This window comes from Paracoccus gahaiensis (assembly GCF_005048225.1).
GTDB classification, from domain to species: Bacteria; Pseudomonadota; Alphaproteobacteria; order Rhodobacterales; family Rhodobacteraceae; genus Paracoccus; species Paracoccus gahaiensis.
In genome coordinates this window covers 114,085-135,136 of sequence record NZ_SUNI01000006.1, presented here as the reverse complement: position 1 = coordinate 135,136, position 21,052 = coordinate 114,085, and the positions used below count along the sequence as shown (strand labels likewise).

Annotated in this window: 19 protein-coding genes; 7 read left to right on the top strand and 12 right to left on the bottom strand. The window is 70.4% G+C overall.

What is annotated here, in order from left to right; translation table 11 throughout:
- Positions 1-11: 11 nt before the first annotated feature.
- The 4 genes from FA743_RS09350 to FA743_RS09335 form a co-directional block, all read right to left on the bottom strand.
- Positions 12-1,049 carry a Gfo/Idh/MocA family protein gene (locus FA743_RS09350; protein ID WP_211242226.1) on the bottom strand — a complete coding sequence of 346 codons (1,038 nt, stop codon included), beginning with the start codon at positions 1,047-1,049 and terminating at the stop codon, positions 12-14.
- Positions 1,046-1,885, bottom strand: coding sequence for a carbohydrate ABC transporter permease (locus FA743_RS09345; RefSeq protein WP_136885843.1), 840 nt, complete (start codon positions 1,883-1,885; stop codon positions 1,046-1,048). The genes FA743_RS09350 and FA743_RS09345 overlap by 4 nt, the downstream gene beginning before the upstream one ends.
- Before the next feature lie 10 nt (positions 1,886-1,895).
- Complete coding sequence (locus tag FA743_RS09340) at positions 1,896-2,813, bottom strand: carbohydrate ABC transporter permease (RefSeq protein ID WP_136885842.1); 918 nt, start codon at positions 2,811-2,813, stop codon at positions 1,896-1,898.
- A 110-nt stretch (positions 2,814-2,923) separates the two neighbouring features.
- Complete coding sequence (locus FA743_RS09335; protein ID WP_136885841.1) at positions 2,924-4,195, bottom strand: ABC transporter substrate-binding protein; 1,272 nt, start codon at positions 4,193-4,195, stop codon at positions 2,924-2,926.
- A gap of 238 nt (positions 4,196-4,433) precedes the next feature.
- Here FA743_RS09335 and FA743_RS09330 point away from each other — a divergent pair, with 238 nt between their 5' ends.
- The 4 genes from FA743_RS09330 (at position 4,434) to FA743_RS09315 (ending at position 7,928) form a co-directional block, all read left to right on the top strand.
- Positions 4,434-5,276, top strand: coding sequence for a glucosamine kinase nucleotide-binding domain-containing protein (locus tag FA743_RS09330; RefSeq protein ID WP_136885840.1), 843 nt, complete (start codon positions 4,434-4,436; stop codon positions 5,274-5,276).
- A 93-nt stretch (positions 5,277-5,369) separates the two neighbouring features.
- Entirely contained in the window at positions 5,370-6,392 is a 1,023-nt protein-coding gene (locus FA743_RS09325; protein WP_136885839.1) for an SIS domain-containing protein, read from the top strand.
- Positions 6,392-7,570 (top strand): N-acetylglucosamine-6-phosphate deacetylase, encoded by a 1,179-nt coding sequence (nagA, locus tag FA743_RS09320; protein WP_136885838.1) that lies wholly within the window; start codon positions 6,392-6,394, stop codon positions 7,568-7,570. Before FA743_RS09325 ends, nagA begins: the two co-directional genes overlap by 1 nt.
- Before the next feature lie 31 nt (positions 7,571-7,601).
- Entirely contained in the window at positions 7,602-7,928 is a 327-nt protein-coding gene (locus FA743_RS09315; protein WP_211242225.1) for a hypothetical protein, read from the top strand.
- Between the two features lie 7 nt (positions 7,929-7,935).
- Here FA743_RS09315 and FA743_RS09310 read toward each other — a convergent pair whose 3' ends face one another.
- From FA743_RS09310 to FA743_RS09275, 8 genes are all read right to left on the bottom strand, one after another.
- Positions 7,936-8,304: a DUF1850 domain-containing protein gene (locus tag FA743_RS09310; RefSeq protein WP_136885837.1), complete on the bottom strand. Its 369-nt coding sequence runs from the start codon at positions 8,302-8,304 to the stop codon at positions 7,936-7,938.
- The gene (locus FA743_RS09305; RefSeq protein WP_136885836.1) at positions 8,301-10,457 is read right to left on the bottom strand and encodes a TRAP transporter permease; all 2,157 of its coding nucleotides are present in this window, start codon (positions 10,455-10,457) and stop codon (positions 8,301-8,303) included. The genes FA743_RS09310 and FA743_RS09305 overlap by 4 nt, the downstream gene beginning before the upstream one ends.
- Before the next feature lie 87 nt (positions 10,458-10,544).
- Positions 10,545-11,501: a TAXI family TRAP transporter solute-binding subunit gene (locus tag FA743_RS09300; protein WP_136885835.1), complete on the bottom strand. Its 957-nt coding sequence runs from the start codon at positions 11,499-11,501 to the stop codon at positions 10,545-10,547.
- A gap of 198 nt (positions 11,502-11,699) precedes the next feature.
- Positions 11,700-13,013, bottom strand: a complete 1,314-nt coding sequence (locus tag FA743_RS09295) for a sigma-54-dependent transcriptional regulator (protein WP_136885834.1) — start codon at positions 13,011-13,013, stop codon at positions 11,700-11,702.
- Positions 13,014-13,019: 6 nt separating this feature from the next.
- Entirely contained in the window at positions 13,020-14,816 is a 1,797-nt protein-coding gene (locus FA743_RS09290) for a sensor histidine kinase (RefSeq protein ID WP_136885833.1), read from the bottom strand.
- A 46-nt stretch (positions 14,817-14,862) separates the two neighbouring features.
- A complete protein-coding gene (locus tag FA743_RS09285; RefSeq protein WP_136885832.1) occupies positions 14,863-15,810 on the bottom strand; it encodes a 2-hydroxyacid dehydrogenase in 948 nt (315 codons plus the stop codon).
- Positions 15,811-16,005: 195 nt separating this feature from the next.
- A complete protein-coding gene (locus FA743_RS09280; protein ID WP_136885831.1) occupies positions 16,006-17,469 on the bottom strand; it encodes a GumC domain-containing protein in 1,464 nt (487 codons plus the stop codon).
- 1 nt (position 17,470) lies between these two features.
- The gene (locus FA743_RS09275; RefSeq protein ID WP_136885830.1) at positions 17,471-18,166 is read right to left on the bottom strand and encodes a P-loop NTPase family protein; all 696 of its coding nucleotides are present in this window, start codon (positions 18,164-18,166) and stop codon (positions 17,471-17,473) included.
- A 73-nt stretch (positions 18,167-18,239) separates the two neighbouring features.
- Between FA743_RS09275 and FA743_RS09270 the strand changes: the two genes are divergently transcribed.
- The 3 genes from FA743_RS09270 (at position 18,240) to FA743_RS09260 (ending at position 20,999) form a co-directional block, all read left to right on the top strand.
- Entirely contained in the window at positions 18,240-19,220 is a 981-nt protein-coding gene (locus tag FA743_RS09270; protein ID WP_136885829.1) for a glycosyltransferase family 2 protein, read from the top strand.
- Positions 19,217-20,056: a glycosyltransferase family 2 protein gene (locus tag FA743_RS09265; RefSeq protein WP_136885828.1), complete on the top strand. Its 840-nt coding sequence runs from the start codon at positions 19,217-19,219 to the stop codon at positions 20,054-20,056. The genes FA743_RS09270 and FA743_RS09265 overlap by 4 nt, the downstream gene beginning before the upstream one ends.
- A 262-nt stretch (positions 20,057-20,318) precedes the next feature.
- Positions 20,319-20,999, top strand: a complete 681-nt coding sequence (locus FA743_RS09260) for a sugar transferase (RefSeq protein ID WP_136885827.1) — start codon at positions 20,319-20,321, stop codon at positions 20,997-20,999.
- The last annotated feature ends 53 nt before the right edge of the window (positions 21,000-21,052 follow it).

Below are 21,052 nucleotides of genomic sequence, written 5' to 3'. Positions count from 1 at the left end.
GGCATCCTCCGTCACAGGCGCACCGGCGTCAGGGTGACAGGCTGGCCGGATCGCACGCTCTCGTCCGCCGCCAGACAGACGGCCAGCGAAGCCACCGCATCGCCCATGTGCCGCGTCAGGTCCAGATCACCTCCGATGGCGCGGGCCACGAAACCCGCCTGCGCATCGCAGAGCTGCTGGTGGCCGGGCTCGTCCGTCATGTCCAGATCCTGCGTGCCGATGCCCGCGCGATGCACCCGCAGGCTGGCCGTGCGCGTATGCGTGTCGATGTCGTCCGAGCGCGCATCCTCGGCCATGCGGATCGAGACGGCGCCGCGCGGGCTGATCACGTCCTTCACGAAGAAGGCCGTGTCCGACATCATCGGCCCCCATCCGGCCTCGTACCAGCCGCAGGAGCCGTCGTCGAAGATCACTTGGAAATGCCCGTAATTGTACATGTCGGGCGCGATCTCGTCCGAGAGGCGCAGGCCCATGCCGCGCACCTCGACGGGCCGGGCATCGGTGATCTGGCACATCACGTCGACATAATGCACCCCGCAATCGACGATGGGCGGCGTGGTGCGCATCAGCGCCTTGTGCACCTCCCATGTGGGACCCGAGGATTGCTGGTTCAGGTTCAGCCGGAAGACATAGGGCCCGCCCAGGGCCCGCGCCTCGGCGATCAGCCGCTGCCAGCTGGGATGATGGCGCAGGATGTATCCCACGACCAGCTTGCGCTCGGTCTGGGCCGCGCAGTCCACCACCCGCCGGGCATCGTCGACCGAGGTCGCCAGCGGCTTTTCGACGAACACATGCGCCCCCGCCCGCATCGCCGCCACGGCCAGATCGGCATGGCTGTCCGAATAGGTCGCGATGCAGACCAGATCGGGGGCCAGCCGCACCAGCGCCTCGGCAAAGTCATGGCTGACCGGGTAACCCGCCAGCGCCTCGGGCAGATCCGGCGCGCTGCGGTTGACCAGCCCCACGATCTCAAACTCGGGGCTGTGGTGATAGGCCAGCGCGTGGCTGATCCCCATGTTCCCCAAGCCCACGACAAGCACCCTGATCATTTGACGGCTCCTGCGGTGATGCCCCGGATCAGCTGGCGCGAGAAAATCAGATACATGACCAGAACCGGCAGGATGGCAAGGCTCAGCGCCGCCAGCACCGCGTTCCAGTTGGTGACGAACTGCCCGATGAAGACCTGGCTGCCCAAGGTGATCGTCTTGGTCGCCTCCGACGGCGCCAGGATCAGCGGGAACCACAGGTCGTTCCAGATCGGGATCATGGTGAAGACCGCCACCGTCGCCATGGCGGGCCGCACCAAGGGCAGCACCAGCCGGAAGAAGATCGCATATTCCGACAGCCCGTCGATGCGCCCCGCATTCTTCAGATCGTCGGAAACGCCGCGCATGAACTCGGACAGGATGAACACCGCCAGCGGCAGCCCCTGCGCGGTATAGACCAGCACCAGCGCCGTCAGCGTGTTGACCAGCCCGCCCGCGACCATCATCTGCAGGATCACCACCGTGCCAAGCCGGATCGGGATCATGATCCCAAGCGCCAGATACAGCCCCATCAGGCTGTTGCCCCAGAACCGGTATTCCGACAGCGCGAAGGCCGCCATCGCCCCGAACAGCAGCACAAGCGCCAGGCTTGCCACCGTCACGATCATCGAGTTCTGGAAATACAGCAGGAAATCGCCCTGCCGCAGCACCGTGTGATAGCCGACCAGATCGAAGGTCTCGGCCGTGGGCAGGGCCAGCGGATCGGCAAAGATCGCCCGGCGCGACTTGACGCTGTTGATGACGATCACGAAGACCGGAAACAGCGCGATCAGCACATAGGCGATCAGCACCGCATGGGCGGCGATGCTGCGGGCCATGGACCGGCGGGCGACGCTCATGCCCCGCCCCTCAGAACTGATAGCGGCGCAGCCGCCGCTGGATGCCGAACAGATAGACGCAGACGCCAGCCAAGATGATCGCGAACATCGCCGTGGCGATCGCCGCCCCCATATGCGGATCGCCCAGCTGCAGCTGGAACCCGAAGAAGGTCCGATAGAGGAACGTCCCCAGGATGTCGGTCGAGAAATCCGGCCCCGCCAAGGCCCCCTGGCTCACATAGATCAGGTCGAAGGCGTTGAAATTGCCGACGAAGGTCAGGATGCTGATGATCCCGATCGCGGGCAGGATCAGCGGCAGCTTGATCTTCCGGAACTGCGACCAGCCGGTGATGCCGTCGATCTCGGCCGCCTCGATCACCTCGTCGGGGATCGACAGCAGCGCCGCATAGATCAGCATCATCGGGATCCCCACGAACTGCCAGACCGAGATCAGCGCCAGCGTCGTCAGCGCATATTCCTCGCGCCCCAGCCAGGGCGCGAACAGCGACCGCAGCCCGATGCCGTCCAGCATCCCCGGCGCGATCCCCCAGAGCGGCGACAGGATCAGCTTCCAGACGAAGCCCACGATCACGAAGCTGAGGATCGTCGGCACGAAGATCGCCGTGCGATAGAAGGCCGCCATCCGCAGCCGGGGCGCCGACAGCAGCGCGGCCAGCGCCACCCCCACCGGGTTCTGCACCAGCATGTGGATCAGGAAGAACCAGGCATTGTTGCCAAGCGCGTTCCAGAACGCCCCCGACCAGCGCGGATCGCCGAAGAGCGTCGCAAAGTTCGCCAGCCCCACGAACACACGCCCCTCCTCGCCGCGCGCGAACAGCGACAGGTTCAGCGTGCCCAGCAATGGCACGATCATGATCGCCGTATAGACCAGCACGGCAGGCGCCAGAAACACCCCGATATGCCAGCGCCTTGCCCGCCGCCCTGCCATGGCCAAGCCCCTTCTTCTTTGCAAAAATACCCCGCAGGGGGTCCGGGGGGCGCGCAGCCCCCCGGCCTCCGCCGGCCGTCAGGGCCGGCCGACCGCCTCTCCCGCAGCCCTCACTGCTGCGGTTCGTACCAGGATGCCAGCCCCTCCTGCAGCCTTGCCGCCGCATCCTCGGGCGTCTCTGTCCCGGCCAGCACGTTGGCGCTGGCGTTCCAGGTCTCGTTCTCCAGGTTCGGGGTGCCGCGCGACAGGATCTGATAGGTCGACCGGATGGTCGGCTCGCAACTCTCGCGCCAGCCCACGAATTCCTGCGCCAGCGGATCCTCCATCTCGACCGGCGCCGAGTTGAGCGAGAAGAACCCCGGCAGCGCATTGGCATAGAGCGTGGCGAATTCGGCCGATCCGACCCATTCGAGGAAGGTCCGCGCCGCATCCGCATTGGGGGAGGCCGCGTTCAGGCCCAGGGCGATGTCGGTATGGTCGCTGATATAGCAGGTGCCGCCCTCGGCCATGACCGGGGGCGGAAAGGCCCCCATCTCGAAGGCGCCGTCGATCTGCGGGGTGAAGACGCCGATCTCCCAGCTGCCGGCGGGATAGATGGCGGCGCGGCCGAGCGTGAACAGGTTCTGGCTGTCGGGATAGGTCTGCGCCTCGAACCCCTCGCCCAGATAGGCGCCCCACCGGGCCAGATGGCGGAAGGGCTCGACCCAGCCCTCGTCGGTCAGCGACTGCTCGCCCGCGATCAGCGCGCGGCGGCCCTCCTCGCCCTTCCAGAAGGTAGGGCCGATGTTCTGGTAGCCCATCGTCGCCGCCTCCCACTGGTCGGCGCTGCCCATGGCCATGGGGATGTAGGTGCCGTCCTCCTGGATGGCGTCCAGCAGGGTGTAGAATTCGTCCATCGTGGCGGGCGGCTCCAGCCCCAGCTCGTCGAAGGCGGTGCGGTTGTACATGAAGCCGTGGATGACCGAGGCCAGCGGCACGCAGAAGGTCGAGGCGCCGTCATCGGTCTGCCAGGCCGACTTCGCCACGTCCGAGAAATTCTCCATCGCCGCCAGATCGGTCAGGTCGGCCAGCTTGTCGGAATTGAACAGCTCCAGCGAGGCGTCGAAGGGGCGGCAGGTGATCAGGTCGCCCGCCGATCCCGCATCCAGCTTGGAGTTCAGGATGGCGTTGTATTCGGCGGGCGCGGTGGGCGCGAAGACCACGCCGATGCCGGGGTTTGCGGCCTCGAAGGCAGGAATGATCGTGTCCTGCCAGATCTGCAGATCGTCGTTGCGCCAGCTTTCGATGGTCAGCGTCACGTCCTGAGCCGCGGCTGCGCTTCCCAGACTTGCGCCGGCAAGGACCGTGCTGGCCAGCAGCGCCAGGCGAAGGGTTCGGGTCATGGTGGTCTCCCTGTGATCGGGCCTCTGACGGGCCGCTGTCGGATCGCGGCACCGGATCGGCCCCGGTCCCCCCGGGCGCGTGTGTCCCCAAGCCCTTCGCCCGACTCCGCGTCGCTTGGGGGTGATCATGACAAAACGCCGCATCCTGTAAACCCCTCTCGTCGCAGCGGATGAACCGCCGGTTTCGGCTTCCCGGGCCCGCCGGGCTTCGCTAGGGTCCGGGGCCAAGAGGTGCGCGATGACGGTCTTTCTGGGAATCGATGGCGGCGGGACCGGATGCCGGGCAGCACTGAGCGATGCCCAGGGCCGCCTGCTGGGCCAGGGCCAGGGCGGCGCCGCCAATATCAACACCGATATCGAGGGCGCGGCGGCCAGCATCCGCGCCGCCACCGCCGAAGCCATCGGCGACAGCGGCGTCGATCCGCAGGCGCTGATCGCGGTGCTGGGGCTGGCGGGCGGCGCGATGCAGGGCGCGGTGCGGCGGTTGCGCGGGCTCTTGCCCTTCGCGCGCATCCGCATCGTCAATGACGGGATCACGGCGGCGCGCGGCGCGCTCGGGAACCGCGACGGGGTGCTGGCGGCGATGGGCACGGGATCGGTCTTCGTGCGCCAGCGCGCGGGCGAGGTCCTCCAGGTCGGCGGGCGCGGCTTCCTGATGGGCGATCAGGGCAGCGGTGCGGTGCTGGGGCGCAGCCTACTGGCGCAGGCGATGCGGGCGGGCGACGGGCTGGCGCCGATGACGCCGCTGCTGCAGGCCATGCTGGACCGGCATGGCGGGATCGAGGGGATCATCGAGTTCGGCAACCGCGCCCGCCCCGCCGATTTTGCCCGGCTGGCACCCGAGATGCTGCAGGGCGACCCGGCCGCCGAGGCGATCCTGCAGGACGCCGCCCGCGACATCCTGCAGATCCTGACCGTGCTGCAGGACAGCCAGCCCCTGCCCGTGGTCTTCACCGGCGGCCTCGGCCCCCATTACGCCGCCCGGCTGGCCGACGCGCTGCCCGTCCAGCCGCCGCGCGGCACCGCGCTGGACGGCGCGCTGGCCATGGCCCGGGACCTGGAGGTCCTGCCCGATGCCTAGGCGGGATGCCCGGCCTTTCGGCGGCGGCGGAACGCCCCATCTCCGCTTGACCCCCTGCCCACCGTCCTCAACCCGCCCCGACAGGAGATCCCCATGACCAGCCACATGGCCCGCGAGGTGGCCGAGATCCCGCAGGCCGCCGCCCGATTCCTCGACCGTGCCCGGCCCGCGCTGGCAGACACCGCCCGGGCGCTGCGCGACCGCGATCCCGCCGTGCTGGCGACGGTGGCGCGCGGATCCTCGGACCATGCCGCGACCTATCTGAAATACGCGGTCGAGCTGCAGGCGGGCCTGCCCGTGGCCTCGATCGGGCCGTCCATCGCCTCGGTCTATCGCCGGCCTTTGCGGCTGGCGGGCGGGGCCTGCATCGGCATCTCGCAATCGGGGCAAAGCCCCGACATCGTGGACCTGATGGCGGCGGCGGTCGCCGGGGGCGCGCTGTCGGTGGCGATCACCAACCATCCCGACAGTCCCCTGGCGCAGGCCGCCACCCATTGCCTGCCGCTGGAGGCGGGCGAGGAACGCTCGGTCGCGGCCACGAAGACCTTCGTGAACTCGGTCGTCGCGGGGCTGGCGCTGCTGGCCGAATGGCAGGACGACGCCCCGCTGCGCGCCGCGCTGGAGGCCCTGCCCGAGGCCTTGGCGCAGGCCGTGGCGCTGGACTGGCAGCCGCTGTCGGACCGGCTGCAGGACGCGTCACATGCCTTCGTGCTGGGGCGCGGCCCCGCCATCGCCATCGCCGCCGAGGCCGCGCTGAAGCTGAAGGAGACCTGCGGCCTGCATGCCGAGGCCTACAGCGCCGCCGAGGTGCTGCACGGCCCCGCCGCCATCGTGCAGGCGCGCTTTCCGGTGCTGGTGCTGGGGGTCGAGGATGCGGCCCTGCCCCATGTCCGCGACACCACCGCCCGGCTGGCCGCGCAGGGCGCCGATGTCTTCGTGACCGGCACCGACGCACCCGGCGCCACCCGCCTGCCCCATGTGGCAGCCCTGCATCCGCTGGTCGCGCCGCTGGTGCTGATCGCCACCCATTACGCCTGCGTCGAGGGGCTGGCCCGGCGACGCGGCTTCGATCCCGACACGCCGCCGCATCTGCGCAAGGTGACGGAGACGCTGTGATGCGCCATGTCCTGACCGGCGCCCGCATCTTCGACGGCACCCGCCTGCTGGCGGATCATGCGCTGGTCATCGAGGACGGGCGCATCACGGGCCTGCCGCCGTCGGCCGAGGCCCCGCCCGCGACACGGCGGGTGGCGGGAATCCTGGCGCCGGGCTTCGTCGATCTGCAGGTGAATGGCGGGGCCGGGCTGATGGTCGGGGGCGACACCGATCCCGACGCGCTGCGCCGGATCTGCGCCGCGCATCGGGCGCTTGGCTGTGCGGGCATCCTGCCCACGCTGATCACCGACAGGGCCGAGGTCACCGCCCGCGTCATCGCCGCCGGCGTCAAAGCCGCGCAAGCTGGCGTGCCGGGCTTTCTGGGCCTGCATCTGGAGGGGCCGCATCTGGACCCGCGCCGCGCGGGCGCCCATGATCCGGCCCTGATCCGCCGGATGGAGGGTGCCGATCTGGCCCGCCTGATCGCGGCGGCCCGCGCCCTGCCGGTGCTGATGGTGACGCTGGCGCCCGAGGCCGCCACCCCCGCACAGATCGCCGCCCTGACGCAGGCGGGCGTCATCGTCAGCCTGGGGCACAGCGATTGCAGCTTCGATGCCGCCCGCGCGTCCTTTGCCGCCGGCGCGCAGGCCGCCACGCATCTCTTCAACGCCATGAGCCAGATGGGCCATCGCGCGCCGGGGCTGGTGGGGGCGGTGCTGTCCGGCCAGGCCTTCGCGGGGCTGATCGCGGACGGCATCCATGTCCATCCCGAGGCGCTGCGCATCGCCCTGGCCGCGCGGCCCGAAGGGCTGTTCCTGGTCAGCGACTGCATGGCCTTCGCAGGCACCGACCGGACCCGGATGACCCTGCAGGGCCGCGTGGTGCAACGCGAGGGCGGGCGCCTGACCCTGCCCGACGGCACGCTGGCCGGGGCCGACCTGCGGCTGGACCGGGCGCTGCGCCTGCTGGTCAACGACCTTGGCGTTCCGGTGGCGCGCGCCCTGGCGATGGCCACGCGGGTGCCGGCAGCGCTGGCGCGGATCGGAGATCGCGTGGGCGCGCTGGAAGCGGGGCGGGCGGCCGAGGTCATCCTGCTCTCTGACGACCTGACGCTGGCGGGCGTCTGGCAGGACGGCGACCTGCATCCCGTGCCGCCCGAGGGGCCGCCGGCGGAACGCATCCCCGCCCCCGCGCCTTGATCCGGGCCACGCCCCGACACGGAGACCCACCATGCCGCCTGTGACCCCCGATCAGCGCTACATCGTCGTGCGGGGGCGGCTCTGGCGTGCAGCCAATCCGCATCTGGACGAGGCGCAGCGCGCGGATCTGGTCCAGCAGCTGATGCAGGCCCGCCGCGCGGTCAAGACCGCCCGCGCCGCCTCGGACCCGGATGCCGAGGATGCCGCCCACCGCGCCGTCGACCGCGCCAAGATCGCCTTGGGCGAGCGCGGCCCGGTCTGGTGGCAGGACGGCGCGCCGGACCTGAACCGGACCATGGCGCGCAATTCCCCCTATGCGGACTGGTTCGCGGATCTGCCGCCCGAGGACGCGGACTAGGCCCCCGTCACCCTTCGCAGCGTTCCGCCGACCACAGGCGCAGCGGTCCCTGATCCTCGGGCAAAGCATGGCAGGTGCCGTGGGCACAAAGCTGCCAGCCGGCGCCCGTCGCGCCCGAGGCCGCCAGCACCACCTGCCGCTGCGGCGGCACCTGCGGGGCATAGTGCCAGACGCCGTCTTGCAGGCGGGCGTCGGGCGGCGGCTCCATCCCGGCGCCTGCGCCGGTGATGCGGGCCTCGACCGGGGTCAGGCCCGCATCCGTGATCTGCCAGCGCTCCCACCAGCCGGTGCGGGCGACCGAATGGGTCCAGTCCAGCGTGAAGCGGTCCGTGGCCAGCGACAGCGCGAAGGCCCCCGCCGCCACGCACAGCATCAGGCCACCGCCCGGCTGCGGCGGGTGCGCATCCAGTGCACGATCAGGAACACCGCCGTCAGCGCAAAACCGGCCTCATCCGTCCACGGCATCGCCAGGATCAGCGAGACCCCCGCCGCGAAGGCCAGCAACCGCTCGATCAGATTGGTGCGGTCCCACAGATAGCCCACGACCGCGATCCCCCACATGCCGACGCCCATCACCGTCTTCAGCAGGATATACGCGACCTCGACAGGATAGCCCCAGGCCTCGGCGATGGGGCCGCCGTCTTGCAGCATCAGGGACGGGGTATAGACCGCCATGAAGGGGATGATGAACCCCGCCGCCGCCAGCCGGATCGCCTGCATCGAGATCTTCAGCCCCGAGGATTTGGCGATGGGCGCCGCCGCAAAGCAGGCCAGCGCCACGGGCGGCGTCAGGTCGGCCATGATGCCGAAGTAGAAGACGAACATGTGGCTGACCAGCAGCGGCACGCCCAACTCCAGCAGCGCCGGGCCCGCCAGCGACGAGGTGATGATGTAGTTGGGGATCGTGGGGATGCCCATGCCCAGCACCAGGCAGGTCAGCATGGTCAGGACCAGCGACAGGAACAGGTTGTTCTCGCCGATGGCGATGATCGCGCCGATGAAGGTCGAGGCGATGCCCGTCAGGGTCAGCGTGCCGATCACGATGCCGACGATGGCGCAGGCCATGCCCACGGGCAGAGCGTTGCGCGCCCCTTGGGCCAGCGCGTCGCGGACGATGCCGATGGTCGGGCGCGCGCCTTTGAAGATCGCGCAGGCGACCAGCAGGCCGGCGATGACGATGGCCAGCAGATCGACCCCGTATTCCACGAAGGAGGCCGAGGCCACGCCGAGCGCCACCCAGAAGACGATGCGGAAGACCATCGGCCCGATCATCGCGGCCAGCGGCGCCCCCAGGATCAGCACCGTGACCAGCGCCAGCCCCATCGTGCCCGCGAAGATCGGCGTGTAGCCCGCGAAGAGCAGATAGACGAGTGCCGCCAGCGGCAGGATAAGTGGCCATTGCTCGCGCACGGCCTGCCAGGGATTGGGCAGGCTGGCCTTGGGCAGGCCCTTCAGGTCGTCGCGCCCGGCCTGCAGCCAGACCATCCAGAAGACGACGCCGAAATACAGCACCGCCGGGATGATCGCCGCTTGCACGACCGCCGCATAGGGGACGTTCAGCGTCTCGGCCATGATGAAGGCCACCGCGCCCATCACCGGCGGCATGATCTGCCCGCCCATCGAGGCCGTGGCCTCCACCCCGCCCGCGAAGGACGCCCGGAAGCCCGACTTCTTCATCATGGGAATGGTGAACTGGCCCGAGGCCACCACATTGGCCACCCCCGACCCCGAGATCGTGCCCATCAGCGCCGAGGACAGCACCGCCACCTGTGCAGGCCCGCCGCGCACGCCGCCGACCATGCCAAGGGCGAAATCGTTGAACAGGTTCAGCATGCCCGCGCGTTCCAGGAAGGCGGCGAAGACCACGAAGATGAAGATATAGGCAGAGCTGACATAGATCGGGCTGCCATAGATGCCCTCGGTGCCATAGGCGAAATGCTCGACGATCTGCTCGTAGCCATAGCCGCGATGGATGAAGGGCGCGGGCAGGTGCTGCCCGAAGAAGCAATAGGCCAGGAAGATCCCCGCGATCACCGCCAGCGGCCAGCCCATCAGGCGCCGCGCCCCTTCGAAGACCAGCAGGACCAGCACGGTGCCCATGATCAGGTCCATCTGGGTCAGGAACCCGGTGCGCCGGATCAGGTCGGCATATTCGATCCACTGATAGAGGCCGGTGAAGAAGCCCAGACCCCCGAGCGCCCAGAAGAACGCCTGCCCGCCCTTGGTCTTGGCGACCAGGTTGCCGACCAGCACGAAGCCCACCAGCAGCAGGAAGCCCACATGCATGGCCCGCACGATCTGGCTGGGCAGCGTGCCATAGGCGGCGGCCCACAGCTGGAACAGCGAGAAGGCGACGGCCAGCCAGAAGGCCACGCGGCCGGTCCAGCCCTCGCCGAAGCCGGGGGGCAGGCCCTCGCTGACCTCGATCTCGGGCTCGTGCCCAGGGCCGGAGCCATGACCGGGGCGGGGGGTTTCGGGGATCGACGAGGCAGGGCGGGGCGACCCGCCGGAAACGGGGGATGCGGACATGGCACTCTCCTGGAAGGGGGCGGATCTGGACGGGGCGGGCCCTGAGGACGGCAGGCCCGCGCGCGACGGCGCGTGGGCCGGGATCGCTTACTCGATCAGGCCGATCTCGCGGTAGTACCGCTCGGCGCCCGGATGCAGCGGGATCGAGATCCCTTCCAGCGCGGTCTCGGGGCTGATGCCTTCGGCGGCCCCGTGCGAGGACCGCATGCGGTCCACGTTGTCGAACATCAGCTTGGTCATCTGATAGGCGGTCTCCTCGGACACGCCCTCGTGGCTGATCAGCATGTTGCCGATGGCCGCGGTCGGGATGTCCTCGTCGATGCCGGCATAGGTGCCCGCCGGGATCATCGCGGGCGCAAAGGGGGCGCCGATGGCGGTCACGGTCTCCTCGGGGATCGACACGATGGTGATGTCGTGGGTCGCCGACAGATCCTGGATGAAGGCCACGCCCAGACCCGAGGATTGCAGCGTCGCCTCCAGCTGTCGGTTCTTGATCAGCTCGGCCGATTCCGCATAGGGCAGGTATTCCACCTTGGCCAGATCGTCATAGCTCATGCCCGCGGCCGCAAAGATCGCCCGCGCGTTCAACTCGGTTCCCGAGGCGGGGGCGCCCACGGACAGGGTCTTGCCGCGCAGATCCTCCAGCGTCGAGACGCCCGCCGCCGCATCCGCGACGATCTGGATGTAGTTGGGATAGATCGCGGCGATGGCGCGCAATTCGGTCAGGGGGCGCGGGAAACCGGCCTCCTCGTTGCCGTCCCATGCGGCCTGCACGCTGTCGCCAAGCGCGAAGGCGATCTCGCCCCGGCCCTGCGCCAGAAGGTTCAGGTTCTCGACCGAGGCCTTGGTGGCCTGGACCTGCGTGCGCGAGCCCTCGATCCCCTCGGCATAGATTTCCGACAGCGCGACGCCCAGGGGGTAGTAGACGCCCGAGGTGCCCCCGGTCAGCACGTTGATGAAGTCCTGCGCCTGCGCCTGCGGCGCCGAGACCATCAGGCCCCCCAGGGCGATGGCGGGAACGGTGGCGGCGATACGATGGAACATGCGGTTTCCTCCCATGATGTTCTGGCAGGCAGAGTAGCAAGATTGCGCCCGCGAGACAGGGGCGGAGTCACGAAAAGGCGAGCCTACGGGTGTGGGGGCATAACACCTTGGCGTTGCGCCTGAAAACCGGCTGCCGCCCGCTTCAGCACGGGCAACGTTCCGCTCCCTTGCGCCGCAGCCGGGCGAAAGATCGCCCGATCAGTCGGCGCGCAGGCCGTGCCGTGCGATCTTTTCGTTCAGCGTCCGGCGCGGGATGCCCAGGGCGTCGGCGGCTCGGGTCGAGGAGCCGCCCGCCGCCTCCAGCGCCTCGGCGATGATCTGCGCCTCGATCTGCGCCATCCGCTCGGGCAGGGCCCGGGCCTCGCCCAAAGGCGCGGGACCGGCGGGCAAGGCCAGCACCGTGCGTTCGGCATGGGCGCGCAGCTCGGCCAGATTGCCGGGCCAGGACCGGGCGGCCAGACGGTCCAGATCGGCGGGGCGCAGATCGGGCAGCGGCAGGCCCAAGCGCGCGGCGGCGGCCTCGGCCATCGCGGTGAACAGGGTGGGGATATCCTCGGCCCGGTCGCGCAGGGGCGGCACCTGCAGCGCGCCCGGTGACAGGCGGTGGAACAGATCGGCGCGCAGCCGTCCCTGCACCACCAGCGCCGCGGGATCGCCCTCGATGGCGGCGATCAGGCGCAGATCGACGGGGCGGGCGACCTGCGCGCCGATCCGCTCGACCGCGCCCGCCTGCAGCACGCGCATCAGCCGCGCCTGCCCGGCCAGCGACAGCGCCTGCAGGTCTGCCAGGTACAGCGTGCCACCCTGCGCCTGTTCCAGCCGGCCCGCCCGCGCCCCCGACAGGCCGGGCAGCGCGCCGCGCTCGTGGCCCAGCAGATCTGCCTCCAGCGCGCCCTCGGACAGGCCCGCCGCCTGCAGCACCACGAAGGAGCGGCGGGCGCGGCGGCCCAGATCATGCAGGCAGCGCGCCACCTCGAAGCGCCCCGAGCCCGGCTCTCCGACCAGCATCAGGTCCAGCGGCAGGTCGGCCAGATGGCCCACCATCCGGCGCAGATGGTTCAGGGCGGGGCTGTGGCCGGGCAGCCGCGCCTCCAGCCGTGCCGCCGACAGAGGCGAGGCGCGACGGATCCGGGCCTCGCGCCGCGTCCGGCGCAGCGCGACGGCGCGGTCCAGCACCTCGACCAGATGTTCGGCGCGATAGGGCTTTTCCAGGAAATCATGCGCCCCGGTGCGCATCGCGGCCACCGCCACCGGCACATCGGCATGGCCCGAGAGCAGGATCACCGGCAGGTCGGGATCCTGATCCCGCAAACCGTCCAGCACCTCCTGCCCCGACAGGCCCGGCATCCGCAGGTCGGTCACCACGCAGTCGCAGGCCTCGGCCCGGATGCCCGCCAGCGCCTCGGCGGGGTCGGTGAAGGTCGCCACCTCGAAGCCCGAGGCCTCCAGCCAGTCCGCCGCCGCCGCGCAGAGCGGCGCCTCGTCGTCGATGAAGGCGATCCGGCCGCGCATCCGTCCTCAGCCCGCCAGCCGGTCGGCAGCGCCCGGGGCGGCGGCGGGATGTGCGGCATCGCGATACAGCGGTAGGTCCACCACCGTCACCGTGCCCCCGCCCGGGCGCGGGTGGAAGGCCAGCGTGCCGCCGATCTGGTCCAGGATGCCGCGCGTGATCGACAGGCCCAGCCCCAGCCCCTCGCCGGTGACGCGGGTGGTGAAGAAGGGCTCTTCGATGCGGTCCTGCAGCGCCGGGTCGATCCCCGCCCCGCGATCCAGGATGGTCAGCCGCAGCCCGCCCGGCGCGGGCTCCAGCGTCACGCGCACCGGTGCGCGGGCGCCCGCGCCGGCGGCGGCCTCGGCGGCGTTCAGGATCAGGTTGACGGCCACCTGTTCCAGCCGCACGGCCTGGCCGCTGACAGGGGGCAAATCCGGTGGCAGGGTCAGGGCCAGCCGCTGGCCCAGATCGCGCAGGCGCGGGGCCAGCACCTCGGCCCCGGCGGTCAGGACGCGGGCCATGTCCACGGGCTCGGGCGGGTCGGCGCGCTGACGGGCGCCGAAGGATTTCAGGTTGCGCACCATCTTCTGCATCCGCATCAGCAAGGCCCGCGCCGCCGCCAGGCTGGCCACCGCCCGTGCCTCGCGGCCCGCGCCCAAGTGCAGCTCGGCCGCCGCCAGCGTGCTGTCCAGCGCCGACAGGGGCTGGCTGACCTCGTGGACGATGGTCGTGGACATGCGGCCCAGCACCGCCAGCTTGGCGGCATGAACCAGGCTTTCATGCGCCTCGCGCAGCTCGTCCTGGGCGCGGCGGCGCTGGTCGATCTCATGGGCCAGGGCCTCGGTCCGCTCGGCCACGCGCCGCTCCAGCTCGGCATTCTGGTTCAGGCGCACGCGGATCAGCTGGCGCCGCTGCCGCCACCCCACCGCCAAAGCCGAGACCAGCAGCCCCGACAGCCCGGCCAGCAGCGCCAGCAGCTGCGCCTGCCGTTCGACCGGGGCCAGCGGCTCGGCGGCCAGGATGCGCCAGCCGTCGGGTTCCAACGGCACCTCGGCCAGCCGCAGGCCGGTCAGCGCGGCGCGCAGGGGGGCGGCGGCGGGGACGGCCTGCCCGGCATAGCGCTGTTCCCGCGCCAGCTGCCGGGCGGTGGCGTCGTCCAGCGGGTCCAGCGGGCGGAACAGCCAGTCGGGCTGGCCCGCCAGGAACACCACCCCCGCCGCGTCGGCCAGCGCCACCGACTGGTCCGCGCTGGCCCAGGTGGCCTGCAGCCCGGACATGTCGACCTTGGCCACCGCCACGCCCAGAGGCGCCTCGGCGGGCCCGATGCGCGAGGCCAGGAAATAGCCCGGGATGCCGGTCGTGACCCCGACCGCGTAATAGCGCGCCGCCCCCCGCGCCAGCGCCTGCCGGAAATACGGGCGGAAGGCATAGTCCTGGCCCACGAAGCTGCCCGGCTCGCCCGCGTTGCTGGCGGCCAGCGCACGGCCCTGCGGGTCCAGCACATAGATCTGATCGACGCCCGACAGCGCCCGCGTGGCCCGCAGATAGGCATTGGCGGCGCTGCGGTCGTCGCCCGGGCGGTCCAGCAGCGACAGGATGCGCGCATCCTGCCCGATCAGCGCGGGCAGATAGCGATAGCGCTCGATCTGGGCGGTGACGGCGTGGCGGGTCAGGGTCAGGCGGTTCTGCAACATGTCGTCCAGCCGCGCCATCCCGGCCTGCCGCGCGCCGTCCAGCACCAAGAGCGCCAGCGCCGCCATCGCCGCGACGAGGGCGGCGAGGCGCAGAAGATGGCGGGGGCGCGGGCCTGTCATGGCGCGCATCGTGGCAGGTTTCCCGCCGAAGGAAAGCCCCTCCGGCGGGCGGGGGTCACCGGGTCAGGGCGACCTCGCTCAGCAGCGGGCGTCCCCCGAAATGCGCATCCAGATTGTCGACCATCAGCGCCGACATCGCCTCGCGCGATTCCACCGTGGCCGAGCCCAGATGCGGCGACAGGGTCACATTGGCCATCGCGGCAAAGCGCGGGTCGGCCTCGGGCTCTTGCGCGAAGACGTCCAGCGCCGCCGCCCCGAGTGTGCCGTCCTGCAGCGCGGTGATCAGCGCCTCCTCGTCCACCACCGATCCGCGCGCGACGTTGACCAGCAGCCCCTCGGGGCCGAGCGCCGCGATGACCGGGGCCGAGATCAGGTGCCGCGTGCCCTCGCCGCCCGCGACGATGACGATCAGGATGTCGGAGGCGCGGGCCAGATCGACCAGGTCGGCGTAATAGACGGCGTCCACCTGCCGTTCGCTGCGGTTCCAGTAGGCGACCTGCACCCCGAAGGCGCCCGCCATTTCGGCGATGCGCTGGCCGATCGTGCCCATGCCGACGATGCCCAGGGTGCGGCCGCGCAGGCCCCGGCGCAGGGGAAACTCGCCCTGCCGCGCCCAGTCCCCGCTGCGGACCCAGGCATCGGCCTCGACCAGGCGGCGCCAGCCGGCGGCGGCGAGCAGCATCGCCATGTCGGCGACCTCCTGCGCCAGCGCGGGCGAGGCATTGGTCAGCCGGATGCCACGCCGCGCCAGCGCGTCGACGTCGAAGGCGTCGTAACCGGCCGAGGAGCAACTGACGATCTCCAGCGCCGGCAGGCGGTCCAGCAGCGCGTCGTCGATGACCTTGTGGCCATGGGTGACGATGGCCCGGCAGGCCGCGCCGTGGCGGTCCAGAAAGGCGTCGCGGTCCTCCGCCTCGTCCAGCCGCAGCAGGTCGTAATCGCGCGCCAGCCGTTCCATGGCCGAGGGGCGGGCGGGGGCCAGCATCAGGACGGGGGGCTTCATGCGCGCACCGTCGGGGCGGCAAGCGGGCGCCGTGCGGCAGCCGGGCGGGGAAAGGTCATGGGTCGGTCCTTCTTGGGGCAGATGTCGGACCAGCATCGGAAAACGACCGGACGGGCGCAAGGGCCCCTGTCGCCAAGGCCCCCCGGCCCACCTATGCGCGTGCGTCGCGCAGGGGGGCCGGGTCGGCGGGCTGCGTCAGCCCGCGCCTTGCAGGATCAGGATGATCACGGCCATCGCGCCGAAGGCGAGGATGCCAAGCGCGGTGACGTCCTGCACCCGCGCCATGACCTGCGCCCGGGGCGTGGGACGATAGGGCGCGACCGCGATCGGCTCGACCCCCAGGGCCTTGCGGACCTGCGCCGGGGTGCGCAGCACCGGCCGGGCCAGTTCCAGCGCGAAGCCTGCCGCCAGCGCCATGGCGACCGCCATCGCCGCCCCCAGCACCGCCACCCGCCGGCGCCCCGAGCTGAGCGGATGTTCCGGGATCGTGGCGCGCTCCAGCACGACCATCCGCTCGCCGTAATTGCCCGAGGCGAGGCGCTGTTCCAGCTGCGCCGCCGCCAGCCGTTCGGCCAGCGCCGCGCGCGGCAGGTCCAGCGCATTGATGCGGCGCTGGTAATCGGCCAGTTCCAGCGCGATGTCGGGCATGGCCGCGATGGCCGCCTCGATCTCGGGCAGGCGGCGGTCGATCCGGGCGCGCTCGGCGCTCAGCGTGGCCTCCTGCTCGCGGATCAGCTCGACCTGGCGGCTGAGGCTTTGCGGCAGCGCCTGTTCGGTGCCGTCGCGCAGCATCTCGATCTGGCGGGTCAGGCGCAGCACCTCGGGATGCTCGGCCGGCAGGGTGCGGCGGGCCTGGGCAAGATCGACCTCGAGGTTGCGCAGCTGCTGGGACAGCGAGGCCGGGGGCGTGTCGCCGGGCGTGCCCACCTCCAGCGCCAGCCGCTCGCGCTCCAGCGATTGCAGGGTCAGCAGCAGCGCGCTGCGCTGGTCCTGCAGCCGGGACCGCTCGGCCGTCAGGCTGTCCAGGTTTTCGGGCAGGCGGTCGGGATTGAGGCTGCGGAAGGCCGAGAGCTGCGCCTCGACATCGTCCACGGCGGCGGTGGCCTGCTGCTCGTCGACCTCCAGCGTGGCGATCAGCTCGTTCAGGCGACGGGCCTGGCCCGCCTGGTTGCCGCTCATGATCTGGTCGGCCATGTCATTGGCCAGATTGGCCGCATCGTCCGGGCGGGCGGTCCGCACCGTGATCATCATGGCCGAGATCTCGCGCTCGGCCCCCGGCACGCCGCCGACGGCGGGCACGAAGTCGATCCGCGCGTCCTGACGGAACTGGGCGATGCGCTCGTCATCGCTCAGCTCGGGCGCGTCGTCGAACAGGTCGTAGCGCCGGATCATGTCCAGCACGTTGTCGCGCGCCATCAGCCGCTGCTCGATCAGCCGCAGCCGGTTGGCCGTGTCGGGTTCCGCCTGCACGGTGGCGGCGGGGGCGCCCGACAGCAGCGTGGGCTGGATCTGGATGACGGTGACGGCCTCGTAGGCACGGGGCAGCGACATCGCATGGGCCATGGCCAGATAGATGCCGACCGCCGCGACGAAGGCCATCAGAGGGCCGCGCCGGCGCAGCATGCCGGTGAATTCCTTCACTCCGACGATGGGTCCCATGTCACACTTCTCCGTCGTGCAGGAAAAGCCCCAGGATGGGGCGGGTCTCGCCGATCAGGCGTTCGCAGCGGCGCAGGTCAGCGCCGGTATCGATGCGGCCGTCGATGGCCAGCAGAACGGTCTGCGCCAGCGGCAGCCCGGCCAGGCCCGCATCGCCGGTCAGCAGGGCCGGCAGGTGCAGGATGGCCACATCGGGGTCCAGCGAGGCCAGACGCTGCGCCAGTTCGGCCTGGAACAGGTCGGACATCAGCATCGTCGCCGCATCGGAGGCCGGGGCCGAGATGGTCAGCAGCGCCAGCCGGTCGTTCAGGGCATGGCCCTGCCAGGCCATCAGCGGCGCGGCGGGGGGCACCGAGGCCCCCAGAAGTTTCAGGATCGGCTGCCGGGCGATGTCCAGATCGACCAGCACGACTCGGCGTTCGGGGCGCCGCGCCTCGGACAATGCCAGGTTGAGTGCCGTCAGCGGCGCGGCGCCCGAGGCACCCTGGGCCTGGGTCACGCCGATCCGCGTCCAGCCGAGCGCGCTGGTCCCCGCCAGGATCCGCGTGCGCAGAAGATCGTAACCCTCCGCGCGATCGGGATTTTTTTCATCAGCGATGACCGCGCGCAGCCCCGCCCTCTGCGGCAGAGCCAAAGGCAGCAAACCCGCCCATGCTCTTGGCCGCCCGTCGTGATAGCCGCTGACGGCACCGTCCATACGCAACTCTTTTCTCTCGCCCAATGACCGAATCATATCGTAATGCTAGCCCGATAGCACAAAGAAGATCGAAATGTCCTCACCTTCCGAACCTGTCCTCTCGGGCAGTATTGTCGCCGCAATCGTCATCGGACGCAACGAAGGCGCCCGGTTGCGCGCCTGTCTGGCCGCTTTGTCTGCTCAAATAGCCCGAATCGTCTATGTCGATTCGGGCTCGACCGATGGCAGCCCGGCCTTTGCCCAGGAAATGGGCGCCACGCTGGTGGCGCTGGACATGACGCAGCCCTTCACCGCCGCCCGCGCCCGCAACGCCGGGTTGCAGGCGCTGGCCGGGGAGGCGCCGGAATTCGTGCAGTTCCTGGACGGGGATTGCGTGCTGCAGCCCGGCTGGCTGCCTGCCGCGCGGGCAGAAATGCAGGCCGATCCGGCCTTGGGCGCGGTCGCCGGGCGCCGGCGCGAGATGCATCCCGAACGCTCGATCTATAACCGTCTCTGCGATGCGGAATGGAACACGCCGGTGGGCCCGGCCCGGGCGGTGGGGGGTGACATGCTGGTCCGCCATGCGGCGATTTCCGGGATCGGCGGCTTCGATCCGACCCTGATCGCCGGAGAGGAGCCCGAGATGTGCGTGCGCCTGCGCGCCGCCGGCTGGACCATCCGCCGTCTGGCGGTCGAGATGACGCTTCACGATGCCGACATGACCCGCTTCGGGCAATGGTGGCGCCGCACCCGCCGCGCGGGCCATGCCTTTGCCGAGGGCGCCGCCCTGCACGGCGCCCCGCCCGAACGCCACTGGCGGGCCGAGACCCGCCGCGCGCTGATCTGGGGGGCGGCGCTGCCGGGGCTGGCCGTGCTGGGCGCGCTGCTGGTCCATCCGGCCCTGCTGGCCCTGCTGCTGGCCTATCCCGCGCAGATCCTGCGCCTGACGCCCCGCATGGGGGCCGCCCGCGCGGCCTTCACCGTGTTGGGCAAGATCCCCGAAGCCCTCGGCGCCCTCGGCTTCTATGCCAACCGGCTGATGAACCGCCGCGCCAGCCTGATCGAGTACAAATGACCCCGACCCGTCTCAGCGTGATCCTGCCCGCCCATCAGGAACAGGACCATCTGCCCGCCTGCCTCAAGGCCCTGGCCCGCCAGACCGGCATCGACGGGCTGGCCCGCGAGGTGATCGTGGTCGCCAATGGCTGCACCGATGCCACCGCCGACCGGGCGCGGGCCGAAGAGGCGGCCCTGACCGCCGCCGGCTGGCGGGTCTCGGTGATCGAGACGCCGTCGGGCGGCAAGATCGGCGCGCTCAATCTGGGCGACGAGGCCGCCTCGGGCGATCTGCGCCTGTATCTGGACGCCGATGTGGTCGTGGGCCAGGGGATGATCGCGGCGCTGGTCGCGGCGCTGGACGGGCCCGGCGCGCGCTATGCGGGCGCGCAGCTGGTCGTTCCGCGCCCGGAAAGCGCCGTCTCGGCGGCCTATGCGCGGTTCTGGCAGCGGTTGCCCTTCGTGGCCGAGGGGGTGACCGGGGCGGGCCTCTTCGCCGTCAACGCCGAAGGCCGTGCCCGGTGGGGCGACTTTCCGCAGGTCATCTCGGATGACGGCTTCGCGCGGCTGAACTTTGCCCCCTCGGAGCGCTGGCGGGTCGAGGTGCCCTATCACTGGCCGATCAGCGAGGGGCTGGCCACGCTGATTCGCGTGCGGCGCCGGCAGGATGCCGGAACGGCGGAACTGGCGCGGCTATATCCCGATCTGGCCGGCCATGCCTCGGGCGACCGTCCCTCGGGGCGCCGGGCCCTGCGCATGGGACTGGCAGATCCGGCCGGATTTGCCGCCTATGCCGTCGTCAGCCTGGCGGTCCGGCTGCGCCGTCCTTCACATCATTGGGAACGGGCCAGATAGACAATTGGCCTGCACGCGTCCCAGGGTTGTAATTGACTCATTACCCGGCATTTAAAACAATTCTGAATTGCAATTCAGCCGGGTTCCGCCGAATTGCGGTTTACCCTGCGACATTTCACACCCCTTTTTAGACAGGTTGTCTCAGTTCAGGTCGGCCAATAGATCGGATGCACAGACAAAATGCCGGTTATTTGGGTGGAGACCGGCAAAATTTCCTTAGAAATCTACTCAGTGTAATCGTATCTAGTGGTCGGAGTTAATTATGCTGTTCGATAATGACAGGCTGAATGTCGGGCACGCGAAATTCGTGTATGACATGCCGGCTTCCGAGCCGCAAAGCCTGTACACCAGCGGCGGCAAGCGGTTTCTGGACACGCTGCTGGTTCTGATCGCGGTGCCGATCATCCTTCCCATCATGATCGTCGTCGCGGCAGTGGTCATGCTGGATGGCGGCTCGCCCATCTACAGCCAGATGCGCCTCGGACGCGGCTGGAAGAAATTCCGCCTGTTCAAGTTCCGCACCATGCGCCCCGATGGCGATGCCATCCTTGCGGCGCATCTGGCCGCCGATCCCGGCGCCCGGGCCGAATGGGACATGAACCAGAAGCTGCGCAACGATCCCCGCATCACCCGGGTCGGGCGCTTTCTGCGCAAGACCTCGCTGGACGAGTTGCCGCAGCTGATCAACGTCCTGCTGGGCTCGATGAGCCTGGTCGGGCCCCGCCCGATGATGCTGGAGCAGCGCGTGCTCTATCCCGGCACCTATTACGCCGCGCACCGTCCCGGCCTGACCGGGCTGTGGCAGATCTCGGCCCGCAGCGGTTCGACCTTCGCCGCCCGCGCGCTGTATGACGAACGCTATTACCGCGAGCTGAGCCTGCGCCTGGATCTTTCCACGATCTTCCGCACCTTTGCGGTCGTCGCCCGCTGCACCGGCTGCTAAGCGGCGGAGGGACCTTTCAGGCGAGGCGTGACCATGCGGCAACAGCTTTCCGC

Bases quoted from the DNA above. Each gene is read 5' to 3' on its own strand.
- FA743_RS09270 (WP_136885829.1), top strand. From the start codon at position 18,240: ATGTCCTCACCTTCCGAACCTGTCCTCTCGGGCAGTATTGTCGCCGCA.
- FA743_RS09345 (WP_136885843.1), bottom strand. From the start codon at position 1,885: ATGAGCGTCGCCCGCCGGTCCATGGCCCGCAGCATCGCCGCCCATGCG.
- FA743_RS09285 (WP_136885832.1), bottom strand. From the start codon at position 15,810: ATGAAGCCCCCCGTCCTGATGCTGGCCCCCGCCCGCCCCTCGGCCATG.
- FA743_RS09265 (WP_136885828.1), top strand. From the start codon at position 19,217: ATGACCCCGACCCGTCTCAGCGTGATCCTGCCCGCCCATCAGGAACAG.
- nagA (WP_136885838.1), top strand. From the start codon at position 6,392: ATGCGCCATGTCCTGACCGGCGCCCGCATCTTCGACGGCACCCGCCTG.
- FA743_RS09295 (WP_136885834.1), bottom strand. From the start codon at position 13,013: ATGCGCGGCCGGATCGCCTTCATCGACGACGAGGCGCCGCTCTGCGCG.
- FA743_RS09305 (WP_136885836.1), bottom strand. From the start codon at position 10,457: ATGTCCGCATCCCCCGTTTCCGGCGGGTCGCCCCGCCCTGCCTCGTCG.
- FA743_RS09290 (WP_136885833.1), bottom strand. From the start codon at position 14,816: ATGCGCGCCATGACAGGCCCGCGCCCCCGCCATCTTCTGCGCCTCGCC.
- FA743_RS09275 (WP_136885830.1), bottom strand. From the start codon at position 18,166: ATGGACGGTGCCGTCAGCGGCTATCACGACGGGCGGCCAAGAGCATGG.
- FA743_RS09325 (WP_136885839.1), top strand. From the start codon at position 5,370: ATGACCAGCCACATGGCCCGCGAGGTGGCCGAGATCCCGCAGGCCGCC.
- FA743_RS09315 (WP_211242225.1), top strand. From the start codon at position 7,602: ATGCCGCCTGTGACCCCCGATCAGCGCTACATCGTCGTGCGGGGGCGG.
- FA743_RS09335 (WP_136885841.1), bottom strand. From the start codon at position 4,195: ATGACCCGAACCCTTCGCCTGGCGCTGCTGGCCAGCACGGTCCTTGCC.
- FA743_RS09260 (WP_136885827.1), top strand. From the start codon at position 20,319: ATGCTGTTCGATAATGACAGGCTGAATGTCGGGCACGCGAAATTCGTG.
- FA743_RS09330 (WP_136885840.1), top strand. From the start codon at position 4,434: ATGACGGTCTTTCTGGGAATCGATGGCGGCGGGACCGGATGCCGGGCA.
- FA743_RS09350 (WP_211242226.1), bottom strand. From the start codon at position 1,049: ATGATCAGGGTGCTTGTCGTGGGCTTGGGGAACATGGGGATCAGCCAC.
- FA743_RS09340 (WP_136885842.1), bottom strand. From the start codon at position 2,813: ATGGCAGGGCGGCGGGCAAGGCGCTGGCATATCGGGGTGTTTCTGGCG.
- FA743_RS09280 (WP_136885831.1), bottom strand. From the start codon at position 17,469: ATGGGACCCATCGTCGGAGTGAAGGAATTCACCGGCATGCTGCGCCGG.
- FA743_RS09300 (WP_136885835.1), bottom strand. From the start codon at position 11,501: ATGTTCCATCGTATCGCCGCCACCGTTCCCGCCATCGCCCTGGGGGGC.